Genomic DNA, 22,540 nt, shown 5'->3' with positions numbered 1-22,540 from the left:
TTGGTCAGCCCATATAAGACGAGCCGCCGTTTCGACTCTTTTTGATAGCATTATGCTATCGCATTCATTCATCGACCTAAAGGAGGTCACACCTATGTACCTTGATCGAACGCTAGATACCGCGGAGGTCGCGAAGATCCTCGGAACGTCCACCCGCAATCTGCACGCTATGTGTAGACGGGGAGAGGGGCCGGAGTCCATCTTTGTCGGAGAACGTCGCCGCTTCACCGTGAAGGCTGTCGAGAAATTCCTTGGAGTGGACGACGAACCGTCCGAGAATGAAAAGGGGGTGGCGTAATGAGAGGGTTCGAATCGATAGGCTCAGTGGTTTCTCCGCCCGTACCCGAAGCACCGGAGTGGACCGAAGGGCCACTGGTCTCTAAGCTCCGCGATCCTTACGGAGAGCAATTCTCCCGCGAATGGATTCAGAATGCCACCGTGAATGATAGCCATACCGTGTGGATTTCACGACCGGAGCGCCTTAGCCCAAATGACATGGCCGCTCTGGCTTACATTTCCAAGAGAGTCCGGTGGAGTAAGCCTTTCAACGTCGATATCGAAGCTGAAGACGACCGACTCAAAGTAACGATCGAACTAGTAGAAGGAGCGTAATCGATGATCCATATGGAAAATAGGACGGATGAGACGTTCGCGAAACTCTATGCGGAAGCGGTGTCCGCGGCAGCAAGGGCCAACCGCAATGCCGCCACACCAGCGGAACAACGCGACCGAAAGGAAGCCGCTGACGTTGGCCTCGGACGGCTGGCCGAAGCCGTGCCCGCGGAAGCCAAGCGGCTTGCGGATCTTGCGAGCACTGGGCCGGAGCTGGTGGCCGAATTAGCGGCCGCGTTGTTCCGTGGTATTTCCCCCGCGGGGGTGGGGAAGTTCACGGTGCAAATGCACGAACCATTGAGTGAACTGGCAGAGAGGGCTGTCGACCGCGAGGGTGTCACCGTGTCGACTGGCACGCTACTTGACGACCTGGCGCGGTCGTGGGACGACATCACGGCGGGAATGACGGACGACAATGCCGAGATTGTCGCCGCGGCGGAGCGGACCTTGAAGTCGCCCGCTCAGTGGCCAGACGTACATGCCCTGATATGTCTGGCTTTGGGCCGAGACGTCGAGTAGAAACTTTCTTCCGGAGTTTTTCTGGAAGAGGCCAATACCCGCCTACGGCCCGGACACGCCTAGAAACCGCCCGAAAGTCGGCACCTTGCGCCTTCCGCAGCAGGTCGGAGGGGGCTTCTACAGCCGGAAGACGGCGACCTAGGAAAATTAATCCTGATATGATGAGAAATACGAGCAAGCCGGAGATGGTCTCTGGAGGAAGGAACGAGCTAATGCTCAATGAAGATCTCACTGCCAAAGAGGTAGCCGCCATTTTGGGTGTCAGCCCCGCAACGATGGTGGTCTGGCGGAACAATGGAAAGGGACCCGGCTGGTATCAGATCGGTGGTCGCTATCGCTACCCACAGCGCGACCTTGACCAGTTCATCAACTCAATCCGTACAAGCTAGCTGAACCACAGGGAAGGATACGCAATGAGCTACAGCACCCACGTCATTCGAGCAATGGCGGAAAACATTCACCACGGACGGCTGACGATCGAAAGTCTGGCTAGTCTCTGTATGGCTGCACCTGCCACGCCGGAGCTGTTCACCGAAACTATGCGGGAAATTGGCCGGAGCACTAAGGCGGTGGCCGCATGATGACCGCACTTGAACGCGCCTACGCCATTAATTCCGCGGCTAGGAAGGTAGCGGAGGACTATTACCGTCGCGACTACCTCCCGCTGTGGAACCCACTCAAGAATGACGACCTATATCGCCAAGTCGTTTTCTACGATCGACACGGCCTTAAGGTTCCTGATCCCCTAATTTCACTGACCCATATTGAAGCTCTCGAGGAAGAGCCCCTGGTCGATGTCCCCGACGGAATCTGGTTGCACCTTGTAGGTACGCACCTTGCTAACTGTCGACGCGAAAGCGGTGTCTACCAAGACTGTCCCTACCACCCCGCCCGAAGTTGACAAAAGAAAGTACCCCCATGACCACAAGGATCACGGGGGCACCACCCACTCCAATTCAATCCCAGTGAGCAACTGGAAGGAAGGATACGCATGACTCAGAATAGCACACCTATGACCGCTAGTGAAGCCGCAGAGGTCTACCGAGACAGTGGTCTAGGGGTGCCTTTCCCCTTGCCGTCCGGCAAGAAAGGGAAGCCACCCGCGAATGTCACCGGGAAGCGAGTGAGCCCGGAGGCGTCCGCACAGGTAGCGGAGAAGGCGTGGACGGCCGCTGAGGACGACGCCAACATTGCTCTCCGTCTGGCACCCAACATCCTTGCCCTCGATGTCGATGCCCACGGAGGTAAGCCCGGTGCTGAGACCATGGCCGCTCTCGAGGAAAAGCTAGGATCACTTCCGGCTACCTGGTCATGCACCCGCCACGGTGCGGATGCAGAGAGCCGTCACTACTACTTCACTGTTCCGAAGGATTTGAGCTGGAAATCTGAGGCACGGGTAGAGGTCGATGGGAAGACCATCGGGGCCGTCGATGTCCGACATATGAGGTTGTCGTACACAGTCGTATGGCCGTCGCAGTTCAACGGCGACACTTACGAGTGGTACAAGCCTAACGGTGAGCTGTCGGAGCGCCCGCCCCGGTCGGACGAGCTGGCCGTTTTCCCCGGCAAGTGGATCGACTACCTATCGACCGGTGCAGTGTCCGAGACCAGTGCGGCTGATCCGACCGAGCCCTACAACGTGACTGAGGCGATGGAATGGTTGAAGGCGTCCGCACCGGGGTTCGACGATGAGCCCGGCGCGATCTTTGGCTCTGAGTTCGGGGCAGTCAAGAGGGACGAGCTTATCGCCCGGTTCAATGCCAGTGCTCACCCCACGATGATTGAACGCCAGACGTGGGCCGTGAAGCTGGCCGTCCTCGAGGGTGAGGTGGGGCTAGAAACCGCCCTACGGACCTTGGAGGAGATGTTCTACGCTGCGGTGAGTTCCCGGCGCGCCGGTGATCGTGCCGTGGAGTGGGAATGGCGGTCGTCGTTGACTGGTGCTGTCAACCTTGTACGTGGGGAAGTCGAGTTCGGGCACCAGCGGACGTGGAAGTCGAAGGTGGCCGGTCTCGAGGGGCTGGACGCTGTGTCGATCGCCGGTGCCCGGGGTATCAGCAATGCGGTGAACGAGCATGAGAAGACCGTCCGGAGGATCGTCCTTGGTGCGCCCGCACCGGGTGTCGCGGTGGCGGCCCTGATTGCGCTGTTGTGTCCGGGGCTGGTGGCCGTGCGTGTCCGTGGAGGTGATGATATCGTGCGCGACGAGTCCTCCCGTGCGGTACTGACGTCCGGTGAGCTGCGGAGAATCCTTGGTGAGACCGTCACGCCCGTGGTGGGTCGTCTGGTTCGTGGTCTTGAGGAGGACACCGCCGAGCACACGATTGCGTCCACAACCAAGAGGGAGGTATCCAAGCTCATCGGTGCGGCTACCTTGAATGCGCTACTGGATCTGGTGGCCAACGCGGTGACCGATGCAGGACGGGTGCTTGATGCGGAGAAGTTAGATCGTGACCCGTGGTTGATCGGTGTCGGGGAGGAGGTCCTGGACCTCCGCCTAGCCAAGGACAACCCGGACGGTGACCTGACTGACTGGATGCGCCCGCGGACCTACGAGGACGCCGTGACCCGCTCCGCGCCCGTGGATGTAGAGGCGGGGCTGGCCTCGCTGGCTCACCGGGAGGACGGCCCTGTCGCCCACCGCAAGACCCACACAGAGAAGTTGCTCGAAGCTATCTTCCCGGATCCAGAGACCCGCACCTTCGCTCAGAAGGCTCTGGGCTACAGCATGTCCGGGAACAATAAGATGCATAAGTTCTTTGTCTGGTTCGGACCTGGCGGAGGCGGTAAAGGGTCGTTGTCTGAGTCGGTCACCGCGACGCTTGGAGCTGACTATGTCTCGGAGATGACCCCGCAGTCGTTCATCAAGGGGTCTGGCTCCCGCCCGGATCCGGACTACGCGATGTCCCTAGGTACCCGACTGTCGTTCGTCAACGAGACCGACGAGGGGCAGAAGATAGATGCTGCTGCGATAAAACGGGCTACTGAGGTTCGTAAGGGCCGTGCGCTGTACTCCAACTCGGTTGTGGAGTCGGACGCTAACACGGTCACGGTAATGACCAATCGCCCTTTCGAATTCAAGCATGACACCGCCGTGGAGCGGCGCCTGGCAGTGATCCCGTTCAACGAGTCTCGTGCATCCATCCGAGACGCCCAACCGCCCGTGATGGAGCCGTGGCGCGACCGCGAGGAGGAGAAGGTCTACATGCTGCGGTGGCTCGTTGAGGGCTTCATCATGGCGATGACCGAGAGGATGGAGACCGAAGATTACCCGCCCGCCGTGGCAGAGGCGACCGTGCGGTTCATCGAGGCCGCGGACCCGTCCCAGGCCTTCTTCCGGAAGTTGGAGCGCACCGGGGATCCGGAGGACTTCGTAGCCACCGCGGAGCTTGCCTCGAAGCTACGCAAAGTCACCGGGGAGTCCGAGGTTGAGGTGACATCGAAGAGTCTTCAGATGCGTGTTGGTCGGTGGTTCAAAGATCAGGGCTACGAGAATGACGCCGCCCAGGTCGACCGGAAGCGCGGCTATCGCGGGTGGAGGATCAGCAACGTCATCGAGTTCCCCCACCTCCCGGAGGAGACCCGGCAGATCTCCTAGTCTCATCGCCGCCCGAAACCGACCCCCGCCCTTATCGGTGGGGGTCTTCTTGTGCACGACCTTGCACGACCTTTTCAACGAGGTTGTGCAGAGTAAAAGTCCAGTTCAGAGGGTATTTTTTACCTCTGAATCACGACCTCACAACCTCATTGATGAAAGTTGCATACGAGGATAGGAGAGAGCGGATTATGTATAGGGGAGTTTTCACCTCGAGGTCGTGAGGTCGTGATCAGCTGCGCAAATTAGGGCATCTACCTGGTGTTATGTCGTGCACAACCTTGCTCTCGAGGTCGTGACAAGGTCGTGACAAGGTCGTGCACGGCTTACCCCCGCGGTGGTAGGTGATCTGGGTAGCCTTGACGTATGAACACCGACGATCTTCCCGATGACTTTGCTACCGAGCGTGATGTGCTCAACTACGCGCGTGATCACTCGCTGAACTTCTCTCGAGGACAGAATGAAATCGCTATCACCGTTGGCGATGAGGTGGTGCGGTACGCGTGGAACGGTAGGCCACCGGAGCGATTCACGCGGAAGCGGTAGAGCTACCCAGAAGGGTTGCCTATACGGCCGTCTGAGCTATCAGGGGGAACCACGACCCACGGGGAAGGGTACGTGCTGTAAGCGCGGGAGCGGGACAGCCAGGCGGTGTTACGCGTGGCTCTAGGCCGGGGAAGGCTAAGGGTGGCACTGAGAGCGCTTTAGATGATCCCCTTGTTCGCCAGTCGCTCAGCGATGATGCAGATCGACCAGCCGATCCCGGATAGGACCATGCCGAGTACGCCACTACCTACGAACATCGTGTTAGACATGACCTCATCGGCCGGTAGCGGGTCAGGATCCCATGCTGACGAGATTGCAAAGGCGACACCGAATAGGGTGGCGAGCAGACAAAATGCGAACACCACCATGAACACCACATACAGGAAGCCGAGGATCCCCATTCTCGTTCGCGGTTGTGGGGCTAGGACAACCGCCACAGGTGCAATCTGTGGTGTTGCTTGAGGGTCAAGCTGAGAGGTCAAGCTGTACCTACCTTGGTATGAGTATGCGGGGTTACCTTGGCCTAGAGCCGCACAAGCCCCGCTCCGAGGATATGAAGAGCGGGGCTAGAAGTTCCGAGCGCTTTTACGCGGTCGGCTCCGGGGTGGGGGTCGGAGTCGGGGTGGTCTCCGGTGCTTCAGGTGCCGAAGAGCCAGCGGTCAGGCTGACGATGAAGTCAATGAGCTCACCGAAGATCTCTTCAAACTTGGCGGTCAATTCGGTAAAGATGTCAGGCAGGGATCCCATAATGTGCTTCTCTCTTGAAGGCGCGTGGTGCGCGTGACTAGTGCCGAGGAAGTTGGCAGCACGGTAGAGCTTACTGAGCTACTTAGGGTCCGCAACTAAAAGTTTTGACGGGGATACCCCCGCGCTACCCCTACCCCGTGGGGTACCATGATTCCTAACGGCTCCGTAGCTGTTGGTCATCCATTACCCCTGTGCCCCGTCGCTCACCGCGGCGGGGTGCCGTGGTGTGGGGTGGTGTGGGTCTGGTGGTCTGCACAATCGGCTCTGGCTGGCCCTGTGCGGGGTCGAACGTTGGCGAGGGTACGTGGGTATGCGGTGGCGCGTGTATGTTCGTCATGGAGTGTGCCTAAGCCCCGGGGAGGGGAGACCCCCGCCCCCTTCAGAGCGTGCGCCTCCGGTGCTGGCCATTAGTTTCCGCGAACCTTCCAACATTTACTTATGCATAAGGGTATGCAGGATCCCACATAGTGAGATTATGTGTCCCGCACAGTGAAACACTGATCGTTGTCCGGTTGGGAAGACGACTGTCCCCTAGGATCATGCCGGAGCGGTAGAATGAAGCCAGGACCACGGGGCGGGGGCCAACAACAAGAGGGTTAGGGTGGCCTCACCATGCGGGGGTAGACCAGAATCCAGACCAGACCAGGAAAACCTCCTGTGAAAAATGCCCATCTAACTGCATAGATGCCGAGTAAGGGTGTAGCCCCGGCGGCTCCACCGATACCCCCGGCCTGCACCCGCAGGCCCGGGGGTTTCTTTGGTTGCGCATAGATGGGTGCGGGGGAGCAAATGAAAGCAATTGGTGTTCTTGCTGGCTCGGCTCTTTGCTCGCCCCGGGGCGCACACATGCGTTCAGCGGCAAAGGCGGGCCCGGTGTCGCGTGCGGTAATGCTCCGCAAAGACTCCGGGAATCATCCGGTAATCAAATTATTTGCTAAAAGTAATAGATTGACAGTTTCCTTGGGGAATGAATACTCTGAAGTCCGACAGCTAGTTGTCTGACGAAGAAGACTAGTTGTCATCAGGACGGTATCTGATGGACAATCTCAGGAGGAGAGTATGGGCCAAGACCTGGCAGGAAAAGTGGTCGTGGTCACGGGCGCAGCCGGTGGCATCGGATCTGGAATAGCGTCTACGTGTGCAGAGCGCGGAGCGGAAGTCGTGCTGGTCGACCAGGTCGCTGCCGAATTAGGCGGGGTGCCGGAAGATGTACGAGGTCGGGTGGTAGCGCTGACGGCGGATCTGTCTACGCAGGAAGGCTGTGACGTTCTTGTCAAGGAATTGACTGAGAAGAACGCGCGGCTTGATGGTCTAGTCAATTGTGCCGGGGTGATGCGCCGAGGTGACGTGACGGAAATCGGAGAAGATGACTGGCGCTTCACATTCGACGTCAACCTCGATGCCGTCTTTCGGCTCTGTAAGGCTTTTGTCCCGATGATGGGCGCCAGTGGTGGAGGCTCCATCGTCAACATCGCTTCGCAGTGGGGCGTGCATCCAGCTGCCGGACACGTAGCATACAACACCTCGAAGGCTGCCGTGGTGGCCTTCAGTCGCAGTCTGGCGCGAGATCATGGTCATGTCGGAGTGCGAGTCAATGCTGTTTGTCCTGGCGAGATTCTCACCCCGATGGTGGAAGAGAAGCTGGCGTCGGGCGGTATGTCGGAAGCGGAACTTGCGGCGGATATCCCGATAGGCAGGCTCGGGCGTCCGGAAGACGTCGCGACTCTGGTTGCCTTCCTGTTGGGGGACGGGTCCACCTTCGTTAGCGGCGCTACGGTGGAAATCGCAGGCGGGCAGGTGGCACCATGACTAACGTTGCAGGAGGAATGCTTGAAGGGCTCCGCGTGCTGGTGACAGGAGGTTCCCGCGGCATCGGTGAGTGCATCGTGCGCACCCTTGTGCGCGAAGGTGCGAGGGTGGTTGTCCATTACAACAGTGGTAGGCGTGAGGCTGAGGGGCTGGTCGCCGAGCTGGGGGAGGCGGCGGTGAGTGTCCAGGCGGACCTGTCTGAAACGGGAGTCGGGAATGCGCTGTGGGACAAGGCCTCGGAGTTCTGGGGCGGTCTGGATGTGTTGGTGAACAACGCTGGCGCATGGATCGCGTCGCCAGTCGAAAACGTGGAGGGTTGGGCTTCCGGATGGGACAGGAATCTCTCCCTCAATCTGTTGTCCGCCGCTGACCTGTGTCGTGCCGGACTCGTGCATTTCATGGCGACTGGCGGCGGGGTGATCGTGAACATCACCAGTAGGTCGGCACACCGTGGTGACGATGCTGAACACCTCGCATACGGTGCGGCGAAGGCGGGACTGTTGAGCCTCACCAAAGGTATCGCGCGTGGATACGGGCACGCAGGAGTGTGTGCCTATGCGTTGGCGCCGGGGTGGGTTGATACCGGTCTTGCCGCCGGCGCGGTTGACGAGAAAACACTGTCGGCGCTTCCTCTGGGGGAGGTTACTCCGCCCAGTGATGTGGCTGAGACCGTGGCTTTTCTTGCCTCGGGTCGGGCGCGGCATGTGACCGGGGCGACCATCGATATCACGGGCGCCGACTACGTGCGTTAGGAGTAAAGGCATCCTCGGGGACGTAGGGGTGGGCCACACCCTCGTGCGGTGCCGAGCTCGTCAGCCTGCGAAGAAGTTTTGTTTTGTACTTCACTTCACGCAGATTGTATGACACTCTTGGGTGTGAGAGTGATGCGAGTCACTCGGAGGCCGGTGGCAGTACGCCCGGCGGAGCTGACCTGAGAGGTGAGGAAGATGGAATCCGTACTAGTAGGGGTGGACCGCAGTGTGAACTCGCAGCGCGCCATCCGTTTCGCGATGGAGAGGGCGAAGGCCAACTCGTGGCGGGTGACGGTTGCGCACGTCATCAACTGGAACCCATACCGGCCAACGACTCCCCAGGAGAATGAGAATCGGCCTGTTCGCTTCGCTGCGGAGATGGAACGGGCGAAAGAGAAAGTCATCGCTCCCATGTTGAAGCATGCCGAGGAACAACACTGGTCCGACGGAGTCGAGGTCGATACTGTCGTTCGCTTCGGTCGTCCGTCCGAGGTCCTGGCAGATATCGCCGCGACAGGAGGATTCGACATTATCGTCGTGGCCCGGGCAGGAGAGTCAAACCTCAGGGTGGCGATCTTCGGCTCGACGGCGAGCAGGCTTGCGCAGTATGCCACCGTCCCCGTGGTGGTGGTCCCCTGATGGATACCTCAATGCTGTACATGGCCCAAGAGGCAACTGGGATCGATGCATTCCTCGAGAAGTACTTCTCGCCGGTGTCGGAAGCTGTGTCGAGTGTGGTTTTCTACGCGGTACCCGTCTTTGGCACGGAAATGCCGTTGATCGTGCTCTGGCTTGTCCTGCTCGGCCTGTTCTTCACGCTGTGGTTAAAATTCCTCAATATTCGGGGCTTTAAACATGCATTCGACCTCGTCAGGGGAATATATACACCTAAAGATGCCGTTGGTGAAGTCAGTCATTTCCAAGCGCTGGCTACTGCGCTAGCATCTACTGTGGGCCTGGGTAACATTGCGGGCGTCGCGGTGGCTATTTCGATTGGTGGTCCCGGTGCCGCATTCTGGATGGTCGTGGCAGGGTTCCTGGCGATGTCGACAAAAATGGCTGAATGTATGTTGGCCGTCAAGTACCGGCACGTAAGGGACGATGGCACAGTGTCGGGTGGGCCGATGTACTATCTTCGTGATGGTCTGGCTTCCATCGGAAAAGCGAAGACCGGTAAGGTTCTCGCAGCTCTGTGGGCATTCTTCATGATGATCGCTGCGTTAGGGACCAATGCGTTCCAGTCCAACCAAGCCACCGCCCAAGTCGTGGCGGTGTCAGGAGACGGCGGTTTCGGAGAGTGGATTAGCTCCAACCGCTGGACCTTTGGTCTCCTCATGGCGGTTGTGGCAGGCGCTGTCGTGATCGGCGGAATCAAGTCAATTGCGAAGATGGCGAGTCTTCTTGTTCCATTGATGGCGATTCTCTACGTGGCCTGCTGTTTGATCGTTCTCGGCGTGAATATTACGGATCTGCCCGGGGCTTTCGTCGATATAGTTTCTGGAGCATTCAACCCGCAAGGGGTTGCCGGAGGCGTCATAGGTGCGTTGATCGTCGGGTTCCAGCGGGCAGCCTATTCGAACTCTGCAGGTGTCGGAGACGCCCCCATTGCTCACTCTACGGTGAGAACGAATCGGCCTGCAACAGAAGGATTTGTCGCCGCCTTGGAGCCCTTTTTCGACACCATCATTGTCTGCACTATGACGGCACTGGCGGTGGTGGTCACCGGCGTCTACAAGGTCCAGGACCCTGACGCCGTAGGCGGGGTTACGCTGACGTCGGACGCTTTTGCAACAGTTTCCTCGTGGTTCCCCTACCTGCTGGCCGTTGCGGTCGTGTTGTTCGCCTTCTCCACCCTGCTGAGTAATGCATTCTATGGGATGAAAGGTTTCGGGTACTTGTTCGGGGACAACAGGACAGCAGAGAACGTCTACAAGATTGTCTACCTGGGGTTCACCGTCATCGGGTCAGCTGTCGCGCTCGGGCCGATCATCGAGTTCACAGACTCAGTGTTCTTCCTGCCGGCTGTGTGTAACGGTATCGGCCTGTACCTGATGTCCAAGGTGATCAGGAGAGAGTTCTCAACCTATGTTGGCGAGTTGAGGAGCGGCGAGATTGCACCGGTTGCGTTGGAGCATCGCGCACCCCGGTAGTTGTCTACGGGCAGACATGACATGACCCCGGCCGCGTTTGCGGCCGGGGTCATCGTGTTGGAGCGGTGAACTACCAGACTCTGAAGACTTGGCCCGTTTCAACACCGTGCGCTGATCGCACGAACGCACCGGCGACGTGGTCAACCTCCACCGGTTGGAAGCCCGGGAATGAGGGGCCGTATTTCGCGAGTGACTGACGTACGACGTTCGGGCTTACCGCATTTATACGAACTCCCCGGGGGAGGTCCGTCGCAGCACTCGTGACGAATGCTTCGACACCGCCGTTTGCGGTGCCCGCGATGACGCTCTTTGAGACCGGGTGCTGCGTCAGAATTCCGCTGATCAACGTGATGGACCCGTTGTCGGTGAGATGCGGCTCCGCAGCCAGAACCAGGTTGACCTGATTGAGCAGCTTGTCCTCGAGGCCTGCGCGGAACTGGTCGAGAGAAGCGTCGGCTGTGTTGACGAATGGGGAACCGCCGGTGGCGCACACGACGGCGTCGACAGTCCCGATCTCCTTGAACAGGGAAGAGAGACTGTCACCGCTGGAAAGGTCCACAGACGGAGATGTACTCCGGGACACTTCAATGACCTCGTCTCCGTGCGAGCGGAACTGTTCGGCAGTGGCTGCACCGATGGTGCCTGTTGCTCCGATGACGAGAACTCTCGACATACCGGCCTCCTTTTGTCAGACAATGATGGCTTGCTGCTAGGCTACCACCGAGTGACCTGGGGGGTCGATGTTGATGTATGGCAATATGGTCTCTATGTTATGCAGCTCTGACCGGGATCTGTCTCGGCGCGCGTCTCTGACGGTTCTGGGAAGGTAAGCGACATGGTGCGCAACGCTGGGAATACTGACCGCCGTCAGCGGGTCGTCGACGAGATTCGACGTTGGATTATCTCCGGTGCAATTGCGCCCGGAGAGCGGCTTGTCGAGGCTCAGGTGACCGCCAGGCTCGAGGTCTCACGCCCCACCGCTCGGGAAGCTCTGAATCAGCTTGCTTGGAGCGGATATCTCGTTCAGGAAGCATACCGGGGTCACAGGGTCGGGAGTGTAGACCCGCAACGGGTCATGGACTTCGCCTGGGTGCGCTACGGGCTTGATGTCAATGCTGCCAAGGATATTCTCGATGACAGTTCGGGATTGAGGCTCGTCCGTCTCGAGCAGGCTCTCGAGCGTTATCGCCGCGACATGGTCTCAGAGGACCCCGTATCGGTCCACGAGGCGCATGTCCGGTTCCACAAGGGTTTCTGGCAGTCGTCAGAAAACTCGTTCCTCCTCAAGTTGTGGCCCGCAGTTGAAGCTGAAATGGCGCTTGTGTTGGCGTACGAACAGCGTCACCGCCACGACAATGCGCGTGCTGTGCTACTGCATGAGCGGCTTGTTGACACGGTCCGGGGTGGGGATCCTGAAGCCATCCGTGTGGAGATTGAGAAGCATATCGTCGGTAGTGCGAGAGAGCTGGTGGGGATGATGGTCGACGAGGCGTAGCTAGTCGGACGAGGTGGTGAAGGGGACGGGGGTCGATAGTCTCTTTATCGCGATGATGTCGGCGTACTTTGTCGCGCTTCTGCCGGGTTTGTGAAGGGTTCCGTCAATCGTCGGCGCGGCCGCGTTTGGTTGCTCGAATGTCACTGTGGGGCCAGGTTTTCCTGGTTGTGCTCTTGTCTTCTGAGCGCCTGCGAATCGTGACGGGGGTAGCGGCGGCCATTTAGCTCATCGGCGCGGAGGACTGATTGTTTCGCTGCGTCTGCTGCAGAAGGCCGTGCCGCAGTCGCTTCTCGGCATTCTGCCGCTCTGGGATGCGGGGATTGCGCGTGATGCACGAAGCTGCGTGATCTGTTCGGCAGCCTTGCGACCTCCTGTGCTTCCGAAGTGCGCGTCGGGGCATTGTTTCCGGGGGCTAACCGGACCGGATTCCTGTGTGACGTGCGGCTCTTACGGTGGCTAGTGAGCTATTGACGACCAAATGGTTGTAGGGTAACTTGTGTCACAACGTATCCTGATTGTAATACAAAACCGCGGGCTGGTGCCCTGTGGAGAGTAGGAGGCTACCTGTGACAACAGTGATTGTCGGTGCGGGTGCTGTCGGACTGGCTACTGCATACGAGCTGATCAAAGCCGGTGACGATGTAGTGGTGGTCGATGCGGCTGCCGCCGGGCAGGGTGCGTCTCACGGAAATGCGGCCAAGATCGCTGTCGGAGAATGCGGTCCGGTGCCGGCGCCGGGCGTGCTTCTGCAAGGAATCAAGTGGATGCTACGGCCGGACAGTCCTCTGTCGGTCAAACCTTCCCTGGCTCCGTCCTACCTGAAGTTCATGTTCTCGATGGCACGCCATTGCAACGAACGTGACTTCAGGAAGGGCCTCGAACTGACGCTCAGACTCGCTGAAGACGCCAATGACCTGCTCGACGAGTATGTCGAGGATGGCCTCGACTTCGAGATGCATGAGCGGGGAGTGCTCCTGGCCTTCGAGACCAAGGAGAGGCTGGAAGAACAGGCGACGTTCCTTCCCGTGTGGGAAAAATACGGCTACCCTGCGGAGCGCCTCAACGCCGATGAAGTCCGGCAGAAAGAACCGGCTTTGACCGAACGCATTCGTTATGGGTTGTCGTTCCCTACTGACCGGCAGCTCGATCCCGACACCCTGACCGCGGCTCTGGTCACGTCGATCCGTTCAGCTGGCGGCAAGGTTGTGGAGAACGTGACCGTCGATGACTTCGGTGTCTCGGGCGGAAAGGTAACAGCGGTTTCACTGACTAACGGCGACCGTCTGTTGTGTGACTCTGTCGTTCTTGCGGCGGGAGTGGCGGTGCGTCCGTTGGCGAACAAACTCGGTGTCAACCTTCCGATCCACCCGGGTAAGGGCTACAGCATCGACTACACCGCCCCTCCTGTCGATCTGAAGACCTCGTTGACCCTCGAAGACGCCCGCGTCGCTGTCACTCCGCTCAATGGTTTTCTCCGTTTTGCAGGCACCATGGAGTTCGGCAGTTACAAGAACAACGTATCTGCTGTCAGGGTGGAAGCGATTCGACGTGCTGCGCGAGAAAACATCCGTGGTTGGGCGACCGCGGAGGCGACAGGGCCGGATGGCGTCGGAGAACGGGCGGCGTGGGCAGGAATGAGACCGATGACTCCGGACGGCCTTCCGGTCGTGGGACGGCTTCACGGGCCATCCAATACGTACATCGCCGGCGGTCACGGGATGCTCGGTCTGACACTCGCCCCCGGTACCGGAAAGCACATCGCTGACCTTGTCACCGGCAGGAAACCTCGCCTGGATCGTCACGACCAGGATCTGATCAGTCCGGCGCGCTACCTCTGAGCACGCTGCACCTTCCACACAGAAAGGCATTTTCATGACTATCAAACTCACCGGCATCCTCGCCGCAGTGGTGACTCCCTTCAACGAAGACCTGAGCATCGATTTCGAAGGGATTGACCGGCAGGTGGAGCACATTGTCGGCAACGGTATTCACGGTCTTGTTCCCGGTGGGTCGACCGGGGAATTCACGACGTTGTCGGTAGAGGAACGTAAGGCTGCAAACAAGAGGTACGTTGACGCGGTCGCCGGGCGCGTGCCCGTGCTCGTCGGGACAGGTGCACAAACGACCGAGGAAACTATCGAACTGACCCGCGCTGCTGCCGACGACGGTGCCGACGGCGTGATGGTCGTTCCTCCTTACTATGATGCGCTTTCGTTCGACGAGCTGCTCGATCACTTCCGTTCAGTTTCCGAGGCTGTCGATCTTCCGATCATGTACTACAACATTCCGTCGAACACCGGGGTTGAGCTCACCCCAGAGCAGCTCGCTCAGCTGGGCAGGGAAACCAACGTGTTCAGCTACAAGAACACCGACGATGACTTCCCGTCCTTCACCGAAGCCGTTCTTCACCACGCTGACGACATCACCGCCCTGAACGGATACGACACTCTCACTTTCAGCGCACTGGCGTTGGGCGCACAGGCCGGAGTGTGGGGAGCGGCCAGTATCCTCCCCACCGAATGTCGTGCCCTTTTCGACGCCTTTGCCGACCGGGATCTCGATCGAGCTCGCGAGCTGTGGAGGAAGCTGCAGCCCGTCTGCGTGTTCCTTGAGTCCCACAACTACGCTGCCGCCATTAAGGCAGGCACCACTCTCGTGGGTGTCCCTTCGGGCCCCGTCCGTAAACCCGTGCGGCCCCTCTCTGAGTCTGTGGTGGAGGAGTTCCGGCAGGTTCTTCGCTCCGCGGGCGTCGACGTCAAGGCGTAGCCCGGTATGGGTAGGAAAGTAATCAATGTGGTTGACCTGCATGCTGGGGAACCCGGCAGAGTCGTTCTCGGACAGGATCTCCGCGTGCGAGGTTCGAGCATGGCGGAGCGTCTTCGTTTTTGCGAGAAGAATCTCAACTGGTTCCGGCGCCTTGTTCTGAGTGAACCGCGGGGCTACCCGGCGGTCTGTGCACCGCTGATCACAGCACCGGTGAATCCTGACAGTGCTTTCGGGTTGATCGTGATGGAGCAAGGCGGTTTCCGGCCAATGTCGGGAAGCAACCTGATCTGCGCTGTCACTGCCCTGGCCGAGACGGGTGCCATCGACATCCTCGACGGTGAGGAGACCCTCCGGGTCGATACCGCTGTCGGCACCGTGGAGGTCACTGTGACGATGGAGAATGGGCGTGCCTCCAATGTCTGCTTCTCCAACGTCCCCTCCTTCAGCGTGGAACGAGACCTTGAGCTGGACCTTCCCGAATACGGGAAAGTGACTGTTGACATCGCATTTGGGGGCCAGTTCTATGTCCTCGCGGATGCCTCACAGTTCGGTTTCGACCTCACCGCTGACAACACTCGGCGCGCAATTCGCGTGGCGTCGCTTATTCATGCAGTCGCCGCACGCGATGTGGACGTACTTCATCCGGTCAATTCCGACCTCAATACCATTGCATTACCGATGCTTTACCAGGACAGCCCGAATGAGGGTGTCGACGCCCGCCATATGACTGTGCTGCCGAACGGTGTAGTCGACCCCTCTGATCCGGAAACGTGGGATGGCGTTCTGGACCGGTCGCCATGCGGTACCGGTACTTCCTCGCGGATCGCCACGGAAGTGGCGCGCGGGCGACTGCAACAGGGCGATACCTATGTCGCAGAATCACTTGTCGGTGTCACCTTCACCGGGGAAGTCGGAGAGCCCACCACCTGCGGGTACTACGACGCGACTACACCGATCATCAACGGCCGTGCCTGGATCACAGGCATCAACCAACTTGTCCTCGAACCCGACGATCCGTTCCAGGCGGGCTATCGTGCCGGAGACATCTGGGGACGAGACGACGATTCACCCAACTACGAAAGGCTGGGGTCATGAACACTCCTCTGCAGTACATCGACGGGCGCCGGTGTGACGGTACCTCGGACCAGGTCTTGACGATCACGAACCCCTCAACAGAGGACGAACTTGCTGTTGGTATCGAGGCTGCTCCCCGGGATGTCGATAGTGCCGTTGCCGCAGCGCGACGAGCCTTTCCGGACTGGGCAGGGAGAACCCCGGCAGAACGGAGCGAGATCATGCACCAGTGGTCCAGGATCGTCGCGGAGCGTGCCGAGGAGTTCACCGAGCTGGAGAGCCTGAACGGCGGTAAGGCCTGGAAACTCGCCGAAGGCTTCGACATCCCCGGCGTCATCGACAACGTCGCCTTTTTCGCCGGTGCTGCTCGGCAACTTGAGGGTAAGGCATCGGCTGAGTATTCCGGAGACCATACTTCGAGTATTCGTCGTGAACCTATTGGAGTTGTCGGTTCGATCTCCCCGTGGAACTATCCACTGCAGATGGCGGCATGGAAGGTTCTCCCGGCACTGGCCGCAGGTAATACCATCGTGCTGAAACCGGCCGAAATCACCCCACTGACTTCGCTGCTCTTCGCTGAAACAGCAGTCGAGGCAGGGCTTCCGGCTGGTGCCTTCAACGTTGTCACAGGCGCTGGACCAAGTACCGGCGAGGCCCTGATTTCTCACCCGGACGTGGACATGGTTTCCTTCACGGGCTCCACGGCCGTCGGTAAGCACATCGGTGAAACCGCTGCAGGGATGGTCAAGCGGGTGCATCTCGAACTTGGTGGGAAGGCCCCCTTCGTGGTCTTCGACGACGCGGACCTCGAGGCCGCAGCCCGGGGTGCCGTCGCGGGATCATTGATCAACGTCGGCCAGGATTGCACTGCTGCGACCCGCGCCTACGTCCACGAGAGCATCTTCGACGCATTCACCGAACGCGTCGCCGAGATCATGAACGAAGTAACAGTCGGCCCGGTCACCGATCGGTCAGTGGACCTGGGATCCTTGGTCTCGGTGGCCCAGCGAGAGAAGGTCCAGGGCATGGTCGAGCGTGCCGTGAAAGACGGTGCCCAGGTCCGATGTGGCGGGCGTGTCCCCGAAGGACTGCCTGAGGACGGGGCATTCTACGCGCCGACGCTGATCACCGGTGCTGCCCAGGACTCGGAGATCGTCCAGGACGAGGTATTCGGTCCCGTCCTCATCGCGCTTCCTTTCAGTACGGACGATGAAGCCATCGAGCTCGCCAACGACACTCCGTTCGGGCTGGCTGCCTCGGCCTGGACGACGAGCATATACCGCAGCCAGCGGGCGAGCCGCGAGATCCAGGCCGGCTGTGTGTGGATCAATGACCACATCCCGATCATCAGTGAGATGCCCCATGGCGGCTACAAGGCGTCCGGCTTCGGCAAGGACATGTCGCAGTACTCGCTCGAGGAATACACGAATGTCAAACACGTGATCAGTGACATCACAGCAGAGCAGCATAAGGACTGGCACGATCTGATCTTCGCCCCGGAGAGGGCACAAAGCTGACACGTTCCCGTCGCCAGCCTCATCTTGTGTAGGCGAGTGCCCTACTAAAGGCGACTCACTACCCGGAAGGTGCCGTCACCACTCCCATTGCTCTATGGGCGAGGTGCGGCACCTTCTTTCCATTGGTTAAGCGAGGACTCATCGAAGAGGAGAAGGTACATGTCCCAGAGTGCTGTGGAGTTGATACTCGCAGGTCTTCCCATGGTCGCCATCGTAGTTCTGCTTCTGCTACGGGTGCGCCCACTTCACGCCGTGCTCATCGTGATCGTCGCCACTCTGGCACTGTCGCCCTGGTTCCCCGTGACCAGTTCAGCACTACAGGATAGCGTCGGGTCCCTGTCATTCTCTGTACTGTCTGCCGTGTTCATCATGCTCGGCGGGATTGTGCTGTCTGAGTTCCTCTCCACTTCGGGTGCGCAAAACAGAATCAGTGAATGGCTGAGCCATGCCGCCGGAACAAGGGAGCGCAGCGTGCTTCTGCTCGGGCTCGGGATCGCCCCGCTGGCGGAGTCCGTCATCGGGTTCGGCGTGGGTGTGATCACCACCGTCCCACTGCTCCTCCGGACCGGGCTGTCTCCGACACGTGCCGCGGCGGTGTCACTGCTCGGAATCATCCTCGCCCCCTGGGGGTCGATGGGGCCCGGACTGCTGATCACCACCGGGATGTCCGGGGTTGGACTGTCGGAGCTGGGTGTCTGGTCGGCGGTGCTGAACTTCCCCGTCCAGTGTGTGATGGGGGCGGCCATCGGGATCGTAGGCCTGGGGACGGTCGTCCTTCGCCGGTACATCGCTGAGATCCTCGTGGCGACGGTCGCGATGTGGCTGGTGCTCGTCGCCACCAATGCGTGGGTCACGCCTGCCCTCGGCGGGATTCTCGCATCCTTCGCTGGCATCATCGTCTTCATCGCGCTGGCACGTCTCCGCAGTGGTCCACGGATCTCCATGGATTCCGCAACCAGGCAGTCGTTCTCCCCGTATGCGTCCCTTGTCGTCGTGATGGCCGCCGCCACAGGACTCGCCGGTGTGGTGGACCTCGGCTCCTGGGAGAAAACCCTCACCGGTCCGGCGCTGTGGATCATGGTGATCGCGATGGTTGCGCCCCTGATGCTCGGTATGTCTCGGTCCGAGATTCCAGCCGCGGTGGAGCGGGGGGCCCGGCTGTGGCTCCCCATCTGCACTCTGACTCTGCTCTACATCGTCTTCGGGGCCCTGCTCTCCATGAACGGGATGAGCAGCCGGCTCGCCGAGGAGGCCACCGACATGGGGTCGCCGTTCCTGTTCCTTATCCCTGCTATCGGCGCAGTGTCTGGCTACGTGACGAATTCAGGAAGCGCCAGTGCGGCGCTTGTCACTGTGGGTATCACCGAAGCTTCTCACTCACTGGGTACGGACACTGCCACTGCGCTGGCGATGCAGAACGTCGCGACAGGAGCGGCCATCATGATGTGTCCGGCACGCGTCGCAGTGGCCGCGGGGGTAGCGGATTCGTTACGAGGGGAGTGCGAAGGTTCGGTGGATACCCGCTGGATCATGAAGGTGGTTCTCGCTGCCAATGCAGTGGTGGTAGGGCTGCTCACTGTCCTGGTAGCGGTGGTGTTGACCTGACCAGGAGTGGCCCTGGGCAGGTCAAATACTTCGAGACGTAAGGAAAAGTTTCCGAGCAAAGTGGTTTACATCACTGTAGGAATTGTAATACAATCAATCTGGAACGTCCTACATGAGCCTTGAGGAGGCGATCGAGCATGACTGAGAAGCTGTACCACCTGATCGGTGGGGCCAAGAACACTGACGGGCAGCGTAGCGGGCAGGTGTTCAACCCGGCTACCGGCAAGCAGACCGGTGAGTTGCCGTTGGCTTCGGCGAGCACGTTGGCTACGGCGGTGGATGCTGCGCAGGCCGCTCAGCCGGGCTGGCGGGCCACGGGCATGGCTAAGCGGGCGGGTGTGATGTTCCGGTTGCGGGAGATCATCACCGCCCGTAAGCGGGAACTCGCTGCTCTGATTACTGCTGAGCACGGCAAGGTGCTTGATGATGCGGCCGGGGAGATTGACCGTGGGCTGGAGAACGTGGAGTTCTGTGCCGGGCTGGTGCATCACATGAAAGGTGAGGCGTTGGAGCAGGCTGCCGGTGGGGTGGATGTCTCTCAGATCCGTCAGCCGGTGGGGGTGGTGGGGTGTATCACTCCGTTCAATTTTCCGGCGATGGTGCCGTTGTGGATGATCACCACCGCGATTGCCGCGGGTAATGCGGTGATCCTCAAGCCCAGTGAGAAGGTTCCTTCGGCGGCGTTGTGGATTGCTGAGGCCTTCCGTGAGGCAGGTTTGCCCGACGGTGTCTTGAACGTGGTGCACGGGGACAAGGAGGCTGTGGAGGCGATTCTGGAGGAGCCGCGGATCAAGGCAGTCAGTTTCGTTGGGTCCACTCCGATCGCCAAGCACATCTACACCACCGCGGCGGCCAACGGTAAGCGGGTGCAGGCTCTGGGTGGGGCGAAGAACCATATGGTGGTGATGCCGGATGCTGATCTGGATTCAGCCGCTGATGCGGCGATCTCTGCGGGGTACGGCTCAGCTGGTGAGCGGTGTATGGCGGTGTCGGTGCTGGTGGCTGTCGGTGACATCGCCGATGAGCTGGTGGACAAGGTCGCCCGGCGGATGGGGGATATCCGGGTGTGCAATGGTGTCGAGCCGGGTGCGGATATGGGCCCGATTGTCACGGAGGTGTCGCGTGACCGGATCGAGTCCATTGTTGCTGGTGCCGCGGACGAAGGCGCGACCGTCGTTGTCGACGGTCGTGAGCATGATCTGCCGACCGAGGGTTTTTTCACCGGTCCGACGCTGGTCGACAACGTGACCCCGGGTATGGCGGTGTATGACGAGGAGATCTTCGGGCCGGTGCTGTCGGTGGTGCGGGTGGGGTCCTATGACGAGGCGGTGGAGTTGATCAATTCCAGTCGGTATGCTAACGGTACGGCGATGTTCACCCGTGACGGGCGTACTGCCCGGCAGTTCAAGTTCGATATTGAGGTGGGCATGGTGGGGATCAATGTGCCGATTCCGGTGCCGATCGGGGCGTTTTCGTTCGGTGGGTGGAAGGACTCGTTGTTCGGGGATACCCATATGTATGGCCCGGAGTCGTTCAATTTCTACACGCGGCGCAAGGTGGTCACCGAGCGGTGGCCGTTGCCGAGTGAGTCGCAGATCAACCTGGGTTTCCCCACCAACTAGTAGGAGCGTGAATCTGTCATGACTGTTTTTCCGTCCCGTCCCACCTCTGACGCTGAGATCCGGGAGATGGACAAGGCCCATGTGTTTCATTCGTGGTCGGCGCAGGATGAGATCGCCCCGGTGCCGGTGAAGTCTGCCTCGGGGTCGGTGTTCAGTGACTATGAGGGCAATGAGTACCTGGATTTCGCCTCCCAGCTGGTGTACACGAATCTGGGGCATCAGCATCCGCGGTTGGTGTCGGCGATCAAGGATCAGGCGGATCGGTTGGCTACGGTTGCTCCGGCGTTTGCCAATGATGTGCGCTCACAGTTGGCGGCGATGATCGCGGCGGTGGCGCCGGGGGATCTCAACCACGTGTTTTTCACCAATGGTGGTGCTGAGGCCAATGAGAATGCGGTGCGGATGGCGCGGGTGCATACCGGTCGGCGCAAGGTGATGAGCATGTACCGCTCGTATCACGGGTCGACGTCGACGGCGATCAGTATGACCGGGGATCCGCGGCGGTGGGCTAATGAGCCGTCGGATTCGTCGGTGGTGCATTTCTTCGGGCCGTATGATTACCGTTCGCCGTTTTATTCGTCCAGTCCGCAGGAGGAGTCGGATCGGGCTCTGGAGCAGTTGGAGCAGCAGATCATTCTGGAGGGTGCCTCCACGATCGCGGCGATCATCATGGAGACGGTGGTGGGTACCAATGGTATTCTCGTGCCGCCGCCGGGGTATTTGGCCGGGGTGCGGGAACTGTGTGACCGTTACGGGATTGTGTATATCGCTGATGAGGTCATGGCGGGGTTCGGTCGGACCGGTCAGTGGTTTGCGGTGGACAATTGGGGTGTCACCCCGGATCTGATCACGTTTGCTAAGGGGGTGAACTCGGGGTATGTGCCGTTGGGTGGTGTGGTGATCAGTGACGCCATTCGGGAGACCTTCGCTCATCGGGCGTTTCCTGGTGGGTTGACGTATTCGGGGCATCCGTTGGCGTGTGCGGTGGGTGTGGAGTCGTTGCGTGTGATCGAGGAGGACGGGGTTCTGGAGCGGGTGCGGGATCTGGGTGAGCGGGTTGTGCGCCCGTTTGTGGAGGATCTTGCCCGGCGTCACCCGGTGGTTGGTGCGGTGCGTGGTGTGGGGTTGTTCTGGGCGATTGAGCTGGTGCGTGATCGGCAGACTCGTGAGCCGTTGGTGCCGTTTAATGCTGCGGGTGAGGATAATGCGCCGATGGCGGAGTTCGCTGCGGCGTGTAAGGCCCGCGGGTTGTGGCCGTTCATGCATTTCAACCGGGTGCATGTGGCACCGCCGTTGGTGATTTCGGAGGGGGAGTTGGTGCGGGGGTTGCAGATCACGGATGAGGCGCTGGGCCTGTTAGACCAATACGTGAAATAGCAGTGGCGTTCTGAACCGCACCTGACAGTCAAGACCCCGATCATCTCGTGTGGTTGGGGTCTTTGGCTGTCCTACCTTCGTTGCGGGAGTAGCGAACTGAGCGAGAACTCACCGAGAATCGCTGAGACGAATGACGCCCCTATCTGACTTTCAGTAAGTCAGATAGGGGCGTCGATCACGTGTGGGTTCGTTTTCGGGCCCTATTCGATAACGGCGAGCAGGTCGCCGCCCTCCACCTTCGTCGGTTGGCTCATCACCACCCGGGTGATGGTCCCGGCGATCGGGGCGGTGATCGAGGCCTCCATCTTCATCGCCTCGATCACCGCGACCGCATCCCCGGCGGCCACGGTGTCA

21 protein-coding genes are annotated in these 22,540 nt (G+C 60.0%); 18 read left to right on the top strand and 3 right to left on the bottom strand.

The genetic code is table 11. From position 1 onward, the window contains the following. Positions 1 to 52 precede the first annotated feature (52 nt). The 6 genes from FS507_RS19255 to FS507_RS14450 all read left to right on the top strand — a co-directional run bounded on the left by FS507_RS19255 (position 53) and on the right by FS507_RS14450 (position 5,272). A complete protein-coding gene (locus FS507_RS19255) occupies positions 53 to 298 on the top strand; it encodes a helix-turn-helix domain-containing protein (protein WP_145943493.1) in 246 nt (81 codons plus the stop codon). 317 nt (positions 299 to 615) lie between these two features. After that, a complete protein-coding gene (locus tag FS507_RS14465) occupies positions 616 to 1,131 on the top strand; it encodes a hypothetical protein (protein ID WP_145943492.1) in 516 nt (171 codons plus the stop codon). 212 nt (positions 1,132 to 1,343) lie between these two features. Then, positions 1,344 to 1,520, top strand: a complete 177-nt coding sequence (locus FS507_RS17675) for a helix-turn-helix domain-containing protein (protein WP_186314705.1) — start codon at positions 1,344 to 1,346, stop codon at positions 1,518 to 1,520. A 24-nt stretch (positions 1,521 to 1,544) separates the two neighbouring features. After that, entirely contained in the window at positions 1,545 to 1,712 is a 168-nt protein-coding gene (locus tag FS507_RS17670; protein WP_186314704.1) for a hypothetical protein, read from the top strand. A gap of 410 nt (positions 1,713 to 2,122) precedes the next feature. Continuing rightward, a complete protein-coding gene (locus FS507_RS14455; protein WP_145943490.1) occupies positions 2,123 to 4,729 on the top strand; it encodes a bifunctional DNA primase/polymerase in 2,607 nt (868 codons plus the stop codon). 363 nt (positions 4,730 to 5,092) lie between these two features. After that, a complete protein-coding gene (locus tag FS507_RS14450; protein ID WP_145943489.1) occupies positions 5,093 to 5,272 on the top strand; it encodes a hypothetical protein in 180 nt (59 codons plus the stop codon). 585 nt (positions 5,273 to 5,857) lie between these two features. Here the strand turns inward: FS507_RS14450 and FS507_RS17665 are convergent. Further along, positions 5,858 to 6,019, bottom strand: a complete 162-nt coding sequence (locus FS507_RS17665) for a hypothetical protein (RefSeq protein WP_186314703.1) — start codon at positions 6,017 to 6,019, stop codon at positions 5,858 to 5,860. Between the two features lie 1,059 nt (positions 6,020 to 7,078). Here FS507_RS17665 and FS507_RS14445 point away from each other — a divergent pair. The 4 genes from FS507_RS14445 (at position 7,079) to FS507_RS14430 (ending at position 10,730) form a co-directional block, all read left to right on the top strand. Continuing rightward, a complete protein-coding gene (locus FS507_RS14445) occupies positions 7,079 to 7,828 on the top strand; it encodes an SDR family NAD(P)-dependent oxidoreductase (RefSeq protein WP_145943488.1) in 750 nt (249 codons plus the stop codon). After that, positions 7,825 to 8,580 (top strand): SDR family NAD(P)-dependent oxidoreductase, encoded by a 756-nt coding sequence (locus FS507_RS14440; RefSeq protein WP_145943487.1) that lies wholly within the window; start codon positions 7,825 to 7,827, stop codon positions 8,578 to 8,580. The genes FS507_RS14445 and FS507_RS14440 overlap by 4 nt, the downstream gene beginning before the upstream one ends. 195 nt (positions 8,581 to 8,775) lie before the next feature. Further along, on the top strand, positions 8,776 to 9,219 hold the full coding sequence (locus FS507_RS14435) for a universal stress protein (protein ID WP_145943486.1): 444 nt from the start codon (positions 8,776 to 8,778) through the stop codon (positions 9,217 to 9,219). Beyond that, positions 9,219 to 10,730 carry an alanine/glycine:cation symporter family protein gene (locus tag FS507_RS14430; RefSeq protein ID WP_145943485.1) on the top strand — a complete coding sequence of 504 codons (1,512 nt, stop codon included), beginning with the start codon at positions 9,219 to 9,221 and terminating at the stop codon, positions 10,728 to 10,730. Before FS507_RS14435 ends, FS507_RS14430 begins: the two co-directional genes overlap by 1 nt. Before the next feature lie 70 nt (positions 10,731 to 10,800). Here FS507_RS14430 and FS507_RS14425 read toward each other — a convergent pair whose 3' ends face one another. After that, positions 10,801 to 11,403, bottom strand: coding sequence for a short chain dehydrogenase (locus tag FS507_RS14425; protein ID WP_145943484.1), 603 nt, complete (start codon positions 11,401 to 11,403; stop codon positions 10,801 to 10,803). 162 nt (positions 11,404 to 11,565) lie between these two features. Here FS507_RS14425 and FS507_RS14420 point away from each other — a divergent pair, with 162 nt between their 5' ends. The 8 genes from FS507_RS14420 (at position 11,566) to FS507_RS14385 (ending at position 22,186) form a co-directional block, all read left to right on the top strand. Continuing rightward, positions 11,566 to 12,225, top strand: coding sequence for a GntR family transcriptional regulator (locus tag FS507_RS14420; RefSeq protein ID WP_145943483.1), 660 nt, complete (start codon positions 11,566 to 11,568; stop codon positions 12,223 to 12,225). Between the two features lie 566 nt (positions 12,226 to 12,791). Next, positions 12,792 to 14,063, top strand: a complete 1,272-nt coding sequence (locus FS507_RS14415; protein WP_145943482.1) for an NAD(P)/FAD-dependent oxidoreductase — start codon at positions 12,792 to 12,794, stop codon at positions 14,061 to 14,063. Positions 14,064 to 14,097: 34 nt separating this feature from the next. Further along, entirely contained in the window at positions 14,098 to 14,991 is an 894-nt protein-coding gene (gene dapA / locus FS507_RS14410) for a 4-hydroxy-tetrahydrodipicolinate synthase (RefSeq protein WP_145943481.1), read from the top strand. Between the two features lie 6 nt (positions 14,992 to 14,997). Continuing rightward, positions 14,998 to 16,086: a proline racemase family protein gene (locus FS507_RS14405; protein WP_145943480.1), complete on the top strand. Its 1,089-nt coding sequence runs from the start codon at positions 14,998 to 15,000 to the stop codon at positions 16,084 to 16,086. Next, positions 16,083 to 17,582: a gamma-aminobutyraldehyde dehydrogenase gene (locus FS507_RS14400; protein WP_145943479.1), complete on the top strand. Its 1,500-nt coding sequence runs from the start codon at positions 16,083 to 16,085 to the stop codon at positions 17,580 to 17,582. Before FS507_RS14405 ends, FS507_RS14400 begins: the two co-directional genes overlap by 4 nt. A gap of 159 nt (positions 17,583 to 17,741) precedes the next feature. Beyond that, positions 17,742 to 19,187 (top strand): L-lactate permease, encoded by a 1,446-nt coding sequence (locus FS507_RS14395; RefSeq protein WP_145943478.1) that lies wholly within the window; start codon positions 17,742 to 17,744, stop codon positions 19,185 to 19,187. Positions 19,188 to 19,324: 137 nt separating this feature from the next. Beyond that, entirely contained in the window at positions 19,325 to 20,809 is a 1,485-nt protein-coding gene (locus FS507_RS14390) for a CoA-acylating methylmalonate-semialdehyde dehydrogenase (RefSeq protein WP_145943477.1), read from the top strand. An 18-nt stretch (positions 20,810 to 20,827) separates the two neighbouring features. Further along, complete coding sequence (locus tag FS507_RS14385) at positions 20,828 to 22,186, top strand: aspartate aminotransferase family protein (protein WP_145943476.1); 1,359 nt, start codon at positions 20,828 to 20,830, stop codon at positions 22,184 to 22,186. Between the two features lie 200 nt (positions 22,187 to 22,386). Here the strand turns inward: FS507_RS14385 and FS507_RS19250 are convergent. Further along, the coding region (locus FS507_RS19250; protein ID WP_186314702.1) for a biotin/lipoyl-containing protein at positions 22,387 to 22,540 on the bottom strand (154 nt) is incomplete at its 5' end.

Source organism: Corynebacterium glyciniphilum AJ 3170 (genome assembly GCF_007673095.1).
In the GTDB taxonomy this organism is placed as follows: Bacteria; Actinomycetota; Actinomycetes; order Mycobacteriales; family Mycobacteriaceae; genus Corynebacterium.
The sequence above is the reverse complement of the archived record's forward strand: the minus strand, read 5'-3'. Positions and strand labels throughout refer to the sequence as shown.